The following is a 12,347-nucleotide window of genomic DNA, read 5'->3' as shown; positions in this document are numbered from 1 at the left end:
GGAAGCCCGTCTGCCCATGATCCATATCCCGAAAGCGGAATACACCCGTCGCCGCAAGGCGCTCATGGCGCAGATGGAACCCAACAGTATCGCGATCCTGCCGGCCGCCGCGGTGGCCATCCGCAATCGCGATGTCGAACATGTCTACCGCCAGGACAGCGATTTCCAGTACCTGAGCGGCTTCCCCGAGCCCGAAGCGGTGATCGTGCTGATGCCCGGTCGCCCGCACGGCGAGTACGTGCTGTTCTGTCGCGAACGCAATGCCGAGCGCGAACTGTGGGACGGCTTGCGTGCCGGTACCGAAGGCGCGATCCGTGATTTCGGCGCCGACGATGCCTTCCCCATCACCGATATCCACGACATCCTGCCCGGCCTGATCGAAGGCCGCGACCGGGTGTATTCGGCGATGGGCAGCAATGCCGAGTTCGACCGGCACCTGATGGAGTGGATCAACATCATCCGCTCCAAAGCGCACCTGGGCGCCCAGCCGCCGAACGAATTCGTTGCCCTGGATCATCTGCTCCACGATATGCGCCTGTATAAATCGGCGGCGGAAGTGAAGGTGATGCGCGAAGCTGCGCGGATTTCCTGCGCCGCCCACGTGCGGGCCATGCAGGCCAGCCGCGCCGGCTTGCGTGAGTTCAGCCTCGAAGCCGAACTGGATTACGAGTTCCGCAAAGGCGGCGCGAAGATGCCGGCCTATGGCTCCATCGTCGCCGCCGGGCGCAACAGTTGCATCCTGCATTACCAGCAGAATGACGCGCTGCTCAAGGACGGCGACCTGGTGCTGATCGACGCCGGCTGCGAGATCGACTGCTACGCCAGCGACATCACCCGCACCTGGCCGGTCAACGGCAAGTTTTCGCCCGAGCAACAGGCGATCTATGAAGTCGTGCTGGCCGCCCAGGAAGCCGCCTTCGCCGAGATTGCACCGAACAAGCATTGGAACCAGGCCCATGAGGCCACCGTGCAGGTCATCACTGCCGGGCTGGTGAGGCTGGGGTTGCTGCAAGGGGACGTTGACGAACTGATCGCCGGCGAAGCCTACAAACCGTTCTACATGCACCGCGCCGGCCATTGGCTGGGGATGGATGTGCATGATGTCGGCGAGTACAAAGTGGGCGGTGAATGGCGTGTGCTGGAGGTCGGCATGACGTTGACCGTGGAGCCGGGGATCTATATCTCGCCGGACAACCAGAGCGTGGCAAAGAAATGGCGTGGCATCGGCGTACGCATCGAGGACGACGTGGTAGTGACCAAGCAAGGCTGTGACATTCTGACCGGCGGCGTGCCCAAGACCGTCGCCGACATCGAAGCGTTGATGGCGGCCGCCCGATGAGCCGGGTCAACCTGGCCATTATCGGCGGCGGCCTGGTGGGCGCGAGCCTGGCGTTGGCGCTGCAGGACGGGGCCAAGGCGCGGGGCTGGAAGATCCTGCTGATCGAACCCTTCGCACCGGGCGACAGCTACCAGCCGAGCTACGACGCACGCTCTTCGGCGCTGTCCTATGGCGCGCGGCAGATCTATCAGCGTCTGGGTTTGTGGCAGGCCATCTCCCGCCGCGCCGAGCCGATCAAGCAGATCCACGTGTCGGACCGCGGGCGCTTCTCCACTGCGCGCTTATCCGCCATGGAAGAGGGCGTGCCGGCCCTCGGCTACGTGGTGGAAAACGCCTGGCTCGGCCAATGCCTGTGGCAAGGCCTGGATAAGGACGTGGTCAGCTGGCGTTGCCCGGCCGAAGTCACGCGCATGGAGCCGCTGCCCGATGGCTATCGCCTGACCCTCAACGACGAAACCGTGCTGGAGTGCGACCTGGCGGTGCTGGCCGACGGCGGTCGCTCCGGCCTGCGCGAGCAACTGGGGATCGGCGTGAAATCCCGCCCGTACAACCAGAGCGCGCTGATCGCCAATATCACCCCGAGCGAAGCCCACAACGGCGAAGCCTTCGAGCGCTTCACCGATGAAGGCCCGATGGCCCTGCTGCCGCTGCCGGACAACCGCTGCGCGCTGGTCTGGACCCGTGCCGGCATGGACGCCCAGCGCCTGGCCAACCTGGATGAGCGCAGTTTCCTCAGTGAATTGCAGGGCGTGTTCGGCTACCGCCTGGGCACCTTGAAGCAGGTCGGTGCGCGGCATCTGTACCCGCTGACCCTGGTGGAAGCCGAAGAACAAGTGCGCTCGCACCTGGCGATCCTCGGTAATGCCGCCCACAGCCTGCACCCGATTGCCGGGCAGGGCTTCAACCTGTCCCTGCGCGATGCGAATGCCTTGGCCGAGGCCTTGCTGGCCGGGCCGGCGGTGCCGGGTGACCTGGCGACCTTGCAGGCATATCGCGAGCGGCAGCGCATGGATCAAACGCTGACCGTGGGTTTCTCCGATCAGGTCACGCGCCTGTTCGGCAGCGCCCAGCCGCTGGTCGCACTGGGGCGCAACATGGGCCTGCTGGGCCTGGACCTGCTGCCGCCGGCGAAACGCTGGTTCGCCCGTCAAGCCATGGGCCTGGGCACGCGTCCCGATGCGTAGCCGCGACTACATCGTTCGGGACGGGATGAGATTAACCCTTTACGTGCGGCGCAAGCCGCCAGCGAGACAGGCTTAAAGCATGGATATGCGCGCAGATGTGCTGATTGTCGGGGCCGGAATGGTCGGGAGCGCCCTGGCGCTGGCGTTGCAGGGCAGTGGCCTGCAGGTGCTGCTGCTCGACGGCAGCCCGCTGAGCGTCAAGCCGTTCGAGCCTGACGCGGCTTTCGAGCCGCGGGTGAGCGCCTTATCGGCCGCCAGCCAGCGCATCCTTGAGCGCCTTGGCGTGTGGGATGGCATCGTCGCACGGCGCGCCAGCCCGTATGGCGAGATGCAGGTGTGGGACGGCAGCGGCACCGGGCAGATCCATTTTTCGGCGGCCAGCGTGCATGCCGAAGTGCTCGGGCATATCGTCGAAAACCGCGTGGTCCAGGATGCCTTGCTCGATCGCCTGCACGACTGCGACCTGGGCCTGCTGGCCAATGCGCGCCTGGAACAGATGCGCCGCTCCGGCGATGACTGGCTGCTGACCCTGGCCGACGGCCGCACACTGCGCGCGCCGCTGGTGGTCGCCGCCGATGGCGCCAACTCCGCGGTGCGCCGTCTGACCGGCACCGCGACCCGCGAATGGGATTACTTGCACAACGCTATCGTCACCAGCGTGCGCAGCAGCCAACCGCACCGGCGCACCGCCTGGCAACGCTTTACCGACACTGGCCCGCTGGCGTTTTTGCCGCTGGTGCGGGATGGGCAGGAGGACTGGTGTTCGATCGTCTGGTCGACCACGCCGGCTGAGTCCGCGCGCCTGATGGCGTTGGATGAGGAAAACTTCTGCCGTGAGCTGGAGCGTGCCTTCGAAGGGCGCCTGGGCACGGTGCTCAGCGCCGACCCGCGTGTGTGTGTGCCCCTGCGCCAGCGCCACGCCAAACGTTATGTGGCCGAAGGCCTGGCGTTGATCGGCGATGCGGCCCACGTGATCCATCCGTTGGCGGGGCAGGGGGTGAACCTCGGTTTTCTCGATGCGGCGGTGCTGGCCGAGGTGCTGTTATCGGCGAGCGAACGCGGCGAACGCCTGGCGGATGTGAAAGTGCTGAGCCGTTACGAGCGTCGACGCATGCCGCACAACCTGGCGCTGATGGCAGCGATGGAAGGCTTTGAGCGCTTGTTCCAGGCCGACCAACTGCCGTTGCGTTGGCTGCGCAATGCCGGCTTGAAGGTGGTCGACCAGATGCCGGAAGCCAAGGCGATCTTCGTGCGCCAGGCCCTTGGCTTGAGCGGGGATCTGCCGGAACTGGCCAGGCCCTGACACACCCTGCAGCCCGGGCCTGCCCGCGATGAGGCGATACGTCGCACTGCCGAACGCGGCTTTGCAACATCTCGTAACGCCTCACTCGAGTGAGTGATTGAGATGCTAAATGTGAGTCCTTATCATTTGTACTCTTTTGTTCACGAGAGACCGCACCCATGTCGGCACCCAAGCGCCTCCTGACTGCCCTGGCACTCACCCTCATCGGCAGCACCACCGTGCAGGCGGCCGACGAAGTCGTGGTCTACTCCTCGCGCATCGACGAACTGATCAAGCCGGTGTTCGACGCCTACACCCAGAAAACCGGGGTGCAGGTGAAGTTCATCACCGACAAGGAAGCCCCGCTGATGCAGCGCATCAAGGCCGAGGGCGAGAACGCCACCGCCGACCTGCTGCTCACCGTCGACGCCGGCAACCTCTGGCAGGCCGAGCAGATGGGCATCCTGCAACCGTTCACCTCCAAGCTGATCGACGCCAATATTCCGCTGCAATACCGCTCGTCCACCCACGCCTGGACCGGTTTGAGCCTGCGTGCGCGGACCCTCGCCTATTCCACCGACCGGGTGAAGCCAGGCGAGCTGACCACCTACGAAGCCCTGGCCGACAAACAATGGGAAGGCCGCCTGTGCCTGCGCACGGCGAAAAAGGTCTACAACCAGTCGCTGACCGCCACCCTGATCGAAACCCATGGCGCGGCCAAGACCGAAGAAATCGTCAAGGGCTGGGTCAATAACCTGTCCACAGATGTGTTCTCCGACGACATCGCCGTGCTCGAAGCGATCAACGCCGGGCAGTGCGACGTGGGCATCGTCAACACTTACTACTACGGCCGCCTGCACAAGCAGAAGCCGAACCTGGCGGTGAAGCTGTTCTGGCCGAACCAGGGCGACCGTGGCGTGCATGTGAACCTGTCCGGCATCGGCCTGACCAAATACGCGCCGCACCCGGAAGCAGCCAAGGCGCTGGTGGAGTGGATGACCACGCCTGAGGCGCAGAAGATCTTTGCCGACGTGAATCAGGAATTCCCGGCCAACCCGGTGGTGGCACCGTCGGCTGAAGTGGCCAGTTGGGGCAAGTTCGTGGCGGACACCTTGCCGGTGGAAGTGGCGGGCAAGCGCCAGGCCGAGGCGATTCGCCTGATGGATCGGGCCGGCTGGAACTGAATGTGTAGGTGGGAGGGGGCTTGCTCCCTCCCACACTGTTTTGTGTCTGTCTGTAGATCATCCATTCCCAGGGAATTTGCTCTTGGCCCACCCCGCCCAACGCCGCTGGTACCTGCCGGTCTTCAGCGTCGCCGCCCTGGTGTTGCTGCCGCTGAGCGTGCTGTTGCTGTCCTGGCAAAGCATCGACGCGCAGATCTGGTCCCATCTGTGGGAAACCCAGATGCCGCGCCTGCTGGGCAATACCCTGACCCTGGTGCTCGGCGTCGGCGTCGGCGTGACCTTGCTGGGGGTGAGCCTGGCGTGGCTGACCAGCCTCTGCAAATTTCCCGGGCGGCGCTGGCTCGACTGGGCGCTGATGCTGCCGTTCGCGATCCCGGCGTATGTGCTGGCGTTTGTGTTTGTCGGCCTGCTGGACTTCTCGGGGCCGGTGCAAACCCTGCTGCGTGACGCGTTCGGCAGCGGCGTGCGCCTGCCCCGCGTGCGTTCCACCGGTGGGGTGGTCATTGTGTTGGTGCTGGTGTTCTATCCCTACGTCTACCTGCTGGCGCGCACGGCGTTCCTGGCCCAGGGCAAGGGCTTGATGGAAGCGGCGCGCGTGCTGGGGCAATCGCCTTGGCAAGCCTTCTGGCGCGTGGCCCTGCCCATGGCGCGGCCGGCGATTGGCGCCGGCGTGGCCCTGGCGCTGATGGAGACCCTGGCGGATTTCGGTGCGGTCTCGGTGTTCAACTTCGATACCTTCACCACCGCGATCTACAAGACCTGGTACGGCTTTTTCAGCCTGTCCAGCGCGGCCCAACTGGCCAGCCTGTTGCTGCTGGTGGTGATGCTGGTGCTCTACGGCGAGCGTCGTGCCCGCGGTGCCAGTCGGCCGAGCAATGAGCGGCCGCGCGGCAAGGCGCTGTATCACCTGCGCGGCTGGAAGGCGGCGGCGGCCAGTGGTTGGTGCGGCCTGGTGTTTGCCTGCGCCTTTGTCATTCCGATGCTGCAACTGCTCGCCTGGTTCTGGCAGCGCGGCCGTTTCGATCTGGACGAGCGCTATACCGGCCTGATCGTCCACACCCTGTACCTGGGCGGTATCGCGGCGCTGGTCACGGTCAGCGTGGCCCTGATACTGGCCTTCGCCAACCGCCTGGCGCCGACCCGGGCAATTCGTTCCGGCATCAGCCTGGCCAGCGTCGGGTATGCGTTGCCGGGCTCGGTACTGGCGGTGTCGATCATGTTGGCGTTCAGCTACCTGGACCGTGAGCTGGTGGTGCCGTTGTCGGGCTGGCTCGGTGGCGCGGGCAAGCCCTTGTTGCTGGGCAGCTTGGCGGCATTGGTGCTGGCGTATCTGGTGCGTTTCCTGGCGGTGGCTTACGGGCCGCTGGAAAACAGCCTGGCGCGTATCCGTCCATCGTTGCCCGAAGCGGCGCGCAGTCTTGGGGTGAGCGGTCCACGACTGTTTTGCAAAGTGTATCTTCCGCTGTTGCTGCCGGGCACCCTGAGCGCAGCGTTGCTGGTGTTCGTCGATGTGCTCAAGGAAATGCCGGCGACCCTGCTGATGCGCCCGTTTGGCTGGGACACCCTGGCGGTGCGGATCTTTGAGATGACCAGTGAAGGGGAGTGGGCGCGGGCGTCATTGCCGGCCTTGACCTTGGTGCTGGTGGGCCTGTTGCCGGTGGTCGGGCTGATACGACGTTCCGCTCGGCAAATCGGTTAGGTGCCAGTCCTACGGCTTGAGGCTACAATGCGCGGCATTCGGTACGCTCCGTGTTTCGGACCGGCTCGTCGGATGTGGCTGCAGGCCCTTTGATTCAAGGGGTTAAGCCCATCCTGCAGCCCTGTGTACCTTCGCCAAGCCCGGAAGGAGAAACCCATGGGACAGCGCACGCCTTTGTATGACCTGCATCTCGCCCTCGGCGCGAAAATGGTCGATTTTGGCGGTTGGGATATGCCTCTGCACTATGGCTCGCAAGTTGAAGAACACCATCAGGTGCGACGCGACTGCGGGGTGTTCGATGTATCTCATATGACCGTGATCGATGTCACCGGCCCCCAGGCCAAGGAATGGCTCCAGTACCTGCTGGCCAATGACGTCGACCGTTTGCACGGCTGCGGCCGTGCGTTGTACAGCGCCATGCTCAACGAGCACGGCGGGGTGGTGGACGACATGATCGTCTACCGTACCGAAGCCGGTTATCGGCTGGTGGTCAACGCCGCCACCCGTGACCAGGACATGGCCTGGATGCAGGCGCAGTTGGGCTCTTACCCGGTGCAACTGCACGAGCGCTCCGAACTGGCCATGCTCGCTATCCAGGGCCCCCACGCCCGGCAGAAAATCGCCGAACTGGTGACCCAGTCGCGTGGCACCCTGATCCACCAGCTCAAGCCCTTCGAAGGCCAGGCCGATGGCGACTGGTTTATCGCCCGTACCGGCTACACCGGCGAAGACGGCCTGGAAATTGTCCTGCCGGCCGATCAGGCCCCGGGTTTTTTCAACGACCTAGTGGGCGCGGGGATTTCCCCCATCGGCCTCGGCGCCCGCGACACCCTGCGCCTGGAAGCCGGCATGAACCTGTATGGCCAGGATATCCACCAGGACGTTTCGCCCCTGGCGGCCAACATGGCCTGGAGCATTGCCTGGGAACCGGCCGCGCGCCGCTTCATCGGCCGCGCCGCGCTGGAAGCCGAACTGGCGGCCGGAGTGCAGACCAAATTGGTCGGTTTGGTACTGGAAGAACGTGGGGTTTTACGCGCTCACCAGGTGGTTCGTATCGCCAATGTTGGCGAAGGGGAGATCACCAGTGGTAGTTTCTCTCCTACGCTGAGTAAATCCATTGCTTTGGCGCGTGTACCGACGGCGACTGCCGATCGGGCCGAAGTGGAGATCCGCGGCAAGTGGTATCCGGTTCGAGTGGTCAAACCGACCTTCGTGCGCCATGGTAAAACCTTGATCTAACTATTCTGGCAGGCCAGTGGCCGCTGACATTTCTTCTTGAGGACATAGACTATGAGCGATATCCCTGCCGGCCTGCGTTATGCCGAAAGTCACGAATGGGCCCGTTTGGAAGCTGACGGCACTGTGACCGTCGGCATCTCCGACCATGCCCAGGAAGCCTTGGGTGATGTGGTGTTTGTTGAGTTGGCCGAAATCGGCAAAGCGTTTGCGGCGGGGCAAGAGGCGGGTGTCGTGGAGTCGGTTAAAGCGGCTTCGGATATCTACTCGCCAGTTGCTGGCGAAGTGATTGCTGTTAACGAGGAACTGAGCGGCAGCCCTGAGTTGTTGAACAGCGACCCTTACGGCGCCTGGATCTTCAAGCTCAAGCCCAGCAACCCGGCCGACCTGGAAAAACTGCTCGATGCTGCCGGCTACAAAGCCGCCATCGGCGAGTGATCCCGCTGCAGGAGCCGGTCATCCGGCTCCTGCAACAGCCTTTCAGCGCTTCAGCACGGCCTTCACCGCCGCTACCGAGCGTTCCACATCTGCCTCTGTCATTGCTGTGAACATCGGCAACGACACGATCAAACGCCCAACACGTTCTGCTACAGGGAACATGCCTTCCTTGAACCCGCGTGCCCGATACAGGCTCAACAGGTGGATCGGCGGGTAGTGATAGCCAATACCGACGCCGTGGGCCTGCATCTGCTCCATGAATGTGGCGCGGGCCGGCAGCCCGTCCTGGCGCTCCGGCAGGACCAGTTGGAACAGGTGCCAGTTGCTGTTTTCGAAATCCGCCGGTGGCAGTTGTGCACCGTATTGCTCTTCAAAATCACTGCCGAAGCACTTGAAGTAGTGCCGCGCCAGGTTCTGGCGATGGGCGGTGATCTCCTGGATATGGGCAAATTGCCCCAGGCCGATGGCGGCGGCGATGTCGGTCATGTTGAACTTGCCGCCCAGCACATCCACGTCGAGGCCGTCGAAGCCGGTGCGGGTCACGCCCTGCAAGCGGTACTTCTCTGCCAGGCGTGCTTCGTCGGCGTTGTTCAGCACCAGGCAGCCGCCCTCGGAAGAGGTGATGTTCTTGTTCGCCTGGAAGCTGAACGACACGAAGTCGCCGGTGGCGCCGATCCGTTCACCGTCCCAGCTCGAACCCAGGGCCTGGGCGGCATCTTCAACGATACGCAGGTTGTACTTGTTGGCCAGTGCGTAAAGCATCGGCATATCCAGCGGCAGGCCGGCCAGGTACACCGGGATGATCGCCTTGGTGCGCGGGGTGATGGCTGCTTCGACCTGGGCCAGGTCGATATTGCGGGTTACCGGGTCGATATCGGCAAACACCGGCGTAGCGCCGACTTCCAGAATCACGTTGGCCGTGGCAACCCAGGAGATCGGCGTGGTGATGACTTCATCGCCCGGCCCGATACCGGCGATGCGCAAGGCGATCTCCATGGTGCAGGTGCCCGAGTTGAAGGTGCGTACCGGTCGCCCGCCAAAGTATTCCGACAGTTGCGCTTCGAACGCCTGCACTTTCGGCCCGCTGGTGATCCAGCCTGAACGCAGTACATCACCGACCGCCGAGATGGTGGCTTCATCAATGGTAGGTTTGGAAAATGGCAGAAAGGGCTGTTGGCTCATGACGACGAAGGCATCCGTTTCAGATAGACGATGAGAGAAGGCATATCAGTACCGGCATGGTTGCACGGCGTGACTGAATATAGCCTGTCTTCTGTGAACGAAACGTCACCCAAACGGTGAAAAATGCCGCGTCGAGCGCGGCATTTTTTGCTGCGAGTCAGAAGGACACGCGCGCTTCCAGAAACATATTCTGCTCTTTGAGCTTGCCTTTGAGCTGCTCATCCCGTGCGTTCACGCGGTTGGCGAAGGTGTTGTAGCCGGTTTCCACATCGCCCATGGCGGTGTAACGGTAACCCGCGCCGAGGGTGAGTTGTTCGCTGACCTTGGCCTCCAGCCCCATGCCGACGCTGTAGGCGAAATTGTGCTGGCGGTGGCTGGCAAAGCGCCGGGTCTCGTTGGTCTGGTAGCCCTCGGCGTCGATCCGCGCCACCCCCACGCCGGCCATGCCGTAAAACGACAGCCAATCATTGAGTGGGATGTCCTTGTAGCCATTGAGCATCAAGCGCTGGCTGTGGACCTGTTGGCTGTTGACGTTGGCATTGAAGGGCGCCCAGTAGGATTTGAAGGTCGAATGCTTCGGCATGGTGTATTCCCCTTCCAGGCGCCAGCCATCGGCAAACGCATAACCCACGGCGAAAGAGGCGACGATTGACTTGCTGCTGTCGGGCGCCTCCACCCGTTCGGTGACGCGTGGGCTGGTCAGCAGGGCGCTGGAGAGGTTCTGACGGGCGTGGTTGAGCTTTAACGATCCGTACCCGTTTTCTGCATGGGCATGGGGGGTAAAGAACACAGAGAACAGCAGCGCGTAGGCGAGTTTTTGCATGGAAGGGATTCGCTCGATGGAAAAGGAATCCTTAGCTTGTTGCCTGGCTCTTGAGGGCTCGACAGGACTTCTCTGCCCGCGGCTGGAAAAAATAGACTATCCGCGTAGTGCCCGGGGGCGATGACTGTAGGAAATGATCAAAAAAAATGCCGCTGGGAAGCGGCATTCTTTATGGGGCGAGGATTACTCGGTGACAGCGTTTTTCGCGAGGATGGCGTTGGCCAATTCCATGTCCGTGGCCTGGAGGCCAGGGTTATCGGCGCGGACTTTCTGCATGGCGGCTTCCAGGTACGGGCCGCGGATGCCGCCGTCGCTGGCAACGAAGCTGCCTGCGTCGTCTTGGGCGGCAACCACCAGCTTGTGGTCCTTGAAGGTCAGGTACGTCGAGCCGGTCGTGGCGCCCGATGAGATGACATTACGCCAGAAGCTATCGGCCATGGCTGAGCCGACAGGTAGGGAAAGCACAGCGAGGGTGGCGACAGCATATTTGAGACGCATGGCGGGTGACTCCGGGTGGGTTATCTGTACTCTATGATTGTAGTTAGCCCAATCGAGTTCCATCACTGACTAAACAGTTTCAACCTGCAAAACCGTCCCCTCCTGTGCAACCACGCATACATGAGCGCCTACGGGGGTGTCCGGGCCGGTCACGATCCACACGCCATCACCGACTTTTATCTTGCCGCGACCATCCACAATTGCCTGATGCACGACAAACGTGTGACCGATCAACTCTGAACCGCGCTCGTTGAGCCCCGGTTGGTCGCTGGCCTTGGCGCTGCTGCGCTGGCGTTTCCACCAGTACACCGCCGTCAATATCGACAACACGGCGAACAGCAGCAGTTGCCATTCCAGCCCGAGCGGCGGTACCAGGAACTTGATCACGCCCACGGCGGCCGCGGCGATCCCCATCCACAACAGGTAGCCGCCGGCGCCGAACACTTCAAGAATCAGCAGCACCGTGCCCAGTGCCAGCCAATCCCAAAACGAAAGATGCTGCAGGAAATCCCACATGGCGATGGCCTCAGCCTTTCTTGTTGTCGAAAGTCGCTTTGACGATTTCGCCGATACCGCCGACAGCGCCGATCACCTGGCTGGCTTCCAGCGGCATGAGGATCACCTTGCTGTTGTTGGCCGAAGCCAGTTTGCCCAGCGCGTCGATGTATTTCTGGGCGACGAAGTAGTTGATGGCCTGCACGTTACCGGTGGCGATCGCTTCGGACACTACCTGGGTGGCGCGGGCCTCTGCCTCGGCTTGACGTTCGCGGGCTTCGGACTCCAGGAACGCGGCTTGGCGTCCGCCTTCGGCTTCGAGGATCTGCGCCTGCTTCTTGCCTTCGGCGGTCAGGATCGCCGATGCCCGCAGGCCCTCGGCTTCGAGGATCTGTGCGCGCTTGATCCGCTCGGCTTTCATCTGGCCCGACATGGCGGCCATCAGGTCGGCGGGTGGGCTGATGTCCTTGATCTCGATCCGGGTGATCTTGATGCCCCACGGCGCCGTGGCTTCGTCGACGGTGCGCAGCAGTTTTTCGTTGATGCCGTCACGTTGGCTGAGCATCGCATCCAGCTCCATGGAACCGAGTACGGTACGGATATTGGTCTGCAACAGGTTGCGGATGGCGTGTTCGAGGTTGTTCACCTCATAGGCGGCCTGGGCGGTGTTGACCACCTGGAAGAAGCACACGGCGTCGATCTGCACGGTGGCGTTGTCGGCGGTGATCACTTCCTGGGGCGGGATATCCAGCACGCTTTCCATCACGTTGATCTTGCGACCGATGCGGTCCATGACTGGGATGATGATGTTGAGGCCGGGCTTGAGCGTATTGGTGTAGCGGCCGAAGCGCTCGACCGTCCACTGATAGCCCTGGGGCACCACTTTGAAGCCCATGAACAGGATGGCGATGGCCAATCCCACGAAAAGAAGCAGTACGGTTCCGATCTGCATAGCGATTCCCTATCTGAAGATGTCAGTGAAACGAC

The 12,347-nt window shown here is 62.9% G+C and carries 12 protein-coding genes; 7 read left to right on the top strand and 5 right to left on the bottom strand.

Features of this window, described 5'->3' with window-relative positions:
• Positions 1-16: 16 nt before the first annotated feature.
• The 7 genes from pepP (at position 17) to gcvH (ending at position 8,362) form a co-directional block, all read left to right on the top strand.
• Complete coding sequence (pepP, locus tag NR164_RS04780; RefSeq protein ID WP_046381697.1) at positions 17-1,339, top strand: Xaa-Pro aminopeptidase; 1,323 nt, start codon at positions 17-19, stop codon at positions 1,337-1,339.
• Positions 1,336-2,523 carry a 2-octaprenyl-6-methoxyphenyl hydroxylase gene (gene ubiH, locus NR164_RS04775; RefSeq protein ID WP_046381698.1) on the top strand — a complete coding sequence of 396 codons (1,188 nt, stop codon included), beginning with the start codon at positions 1,336-1,338 and terminating at the stop codon, positions 2,521-2,523. Before pepP ends, ubiH begins: the two co-directional genes overlap by 4 nt.
• 85 nt (positions 2,524-2,608) lie before the next feature.
• Positions 2,609-3,826 carry a 2-octaprenyl-3-methyl-6-methoxy-1,4-benzoquinol hydroxylase gene (locus NR164_RS04770; protein ID WP_164887041.1) on the top strand — a complete coding sequence of 406 codons (1,218 nt, stop codon included), beginning with the start codon at positions 2,609-2,611 and terminating at the stop codon, positions 3,824-3,826.
• A gap of 158 nt (positions 3,827-3,984) precedes the next feature.
• The gene (locus NR164_RS04765) at positions 3,985-4,989 is read left to right on the top strand and encodes an extracellular solute-binding protein (RefSeq protein WP_079444903.1); all 1,005 of its coding nucleotides are present in this window, start codon (positions 3,985-3,987) and stop codon (positions 4,987-4,989) included.
• Positions 4,990-5,071: 82 nt separating this feature from the next.
• A complete protein-coding gene (locus NR164_RS04760; RefSeq protein WP_256822373.1) occupies positions 5,072-6,688 on the top strand; it encodes an iron ABC transporter permease in 1,617 nt (538 codons plus the stop codon).
• Between the two features lie 156 nt (positions 6,689-6,844).
• Positions 6,845-7,927 carry a glycine cleavage system aminomethyltransferase GcvT gene (gene gcvT / locus NR164_RS04755; protein ID WP_079444901.1) on the top strand — a complete coding sequence of 361 codons (1,083 nt, stop codon included), beginning with the start codon at positions 6,845-6,847 and terminating at the stop codon, positions 7,925-7,927.
• Between the two features lie 51 nt (positions 7,928-7,978).
• On the top strand, positions 7,979-8,362 hold the full coding sequence (gene gcvH / locus NR164_RS04750) for a glycine cleavage system protein GcvH (RefSeq protein ID WP_079444900.1): 384 nt from the start codon (positions 7,979-7,981) through the stop codon (positions 8,360-8,362).
• 42 nt (positions 8,363-8,404) lie between these two features.
• Here the strand turns inward: gcvH and NR164_RS04745 are convergent, their stop codons facing one another.
• The 5 genes from NR164_RS04745 to NR164_RS04725 form a co-directional block, all read right to left on the bottom strand.
• Complete coding sequence (locus NR164_RS04745) at positions 8,405-9,544, bottom strand: DegT/DnrJ/EryC1/StrS aminotransferase family protein (RefSeq protein WP_017845102.1); 1,140 nt, start codon at positions 9,542-9,544, stop codon at positions 8,405-8,407.
• A 157-nt stretch (positions 9,545-9,701) separates the two neighbouring features.
• Complete coding sequence (locus tag NR164_RS04740) at positions 9,702-10,367, bottom strand: outer membrane protein (RefSeq protein ID WP_046381703.1); 666 nt, start codon at positions 10,365-10,367, stop codon at positions 9,702-9,704.
• Between the two features lie 183 nt (positions 10,368-10,550).
• Positions 10,551-10,865: a DUF2388 domain-containing protein gene (locus tag NR164_RS04735; RefSeq protein WP_003176799.1), complete on the bottom strand. Its 315-nt coding sequence runs from the start codon at positions 10,863-10,865 to the stop codon at positions 10,551-10,553.
• Between the two features lie 69 nt (positions 10,866-10,934).
• Positions 10,935-11,381: an NfeD family protein gene (locus NR164_RS04730; protein WP_017845100.1), complete on the bottom strand. Its 447-nt coding sequence runs from the start codon at positions 11,379-11,381 to the stop codon at positions 10,935-10,937.
• Positions 11,382-11,391: 10 nt separating this feature from the next.
• On the bottom strand, positions 11,392-12,312 hold the full coding sequence (locus NR164_RS04725) for an SPFH domain-containing protein (RefSeq protein ID WP_046381704.1): 921 nt from the start codon (positions 12,310-12,312) through the stop codon (positions 11,392-11,394).
• Positions 12,313-12,347: the final 35 nt, after the last annotated feature.

Source organism: Pseudomonas sp. Pse79, assembly GCF_024519615.1.
GTDB classification, from domain to species: domain Bacteria; phylum Pseudomonadota; class Gammaproteobacteria; order Pseudomonadales; family Pseudomonadaceae; genus Aquipseudomonas; species Aquipseudomonas veronii.
This window is presented reverse-complemented; position numbering and strand designations above follow the sequence as displayed.

Coding starts and splice junctions, on each gene's coding strand:
- pepP (WP_046381697.1), top strand. CDS start 17: ATGATCCATATCCCGAAAGCGGAATACACCCGTCGCCGCAAGGCGCTC.
- ubiH (WP_046381698.1), top strand. CDS start 1,336: ATGAGCCGGGTCAACCTGGCCATTATCGGCGGCGGCCTGGTGGGCGCG.
- NR164_RS04770 (WP_164887041.1), top strand. CDS start 2,609: ATGCGCGCAGATGTGCTGATTGTCGGGGCCGGAATGGTCGGGAGCGCC.
- NR164_RS04765 (WP_079444903.1), top strand. CDS start 3,985: ATGTCGGCACCCAAGCGCCTCCTGACTGCCCTGGCACTCACCCTCATC.
- gcvT (WP_079444901.1), top strand. CDS start 6,845: ATGGGACAGCGCACGCCTTTGTATGACCTGCATCTCGCCCTCGGCGCG.
- gcvH (WP_079444900.1), top strand. CDS start 7,979: ATGAGCGATATCCCTGCCGGCCTGCGTTATGCCGAAAGTCACGAATGG.
- NR164_RS04745 (WP_017845102.1), bottom strand. CDS start 9,544: ATGAGCCAACAGCCCTTTCTGCCATTTTCCAAACCTACCATTGATGAA.
- NR164_RS04740 (WP_046381703.1), bottom strand. CDS start 10,367: ATGCAAAAACTCGCCTACGCGCTGCTGTTCTCTGTGTTCTTTACCCCC.
- NR164_RS04735 (WP_003176799.1), bottom strand. CDS start 10,865: ATGCGTCTCAAATATGCTGTCGCCACCCTCGCTGTGCTTTCCCTACCT.
- NR164_RS04730 (WP_017845100.1), bottom strand. CDS start 11,381: ATGTGGGATTTCCTGCAGCATCTTTCGTTTTGGGATTGGCTGGCACTG.
- NR164_RS04725 (WP_046381704.1), bottom strand. CDS start 12,312: ATGCAGATCGGAACCGTACTGCTTCTTTTCGTGGGATTGGCCATCGCC.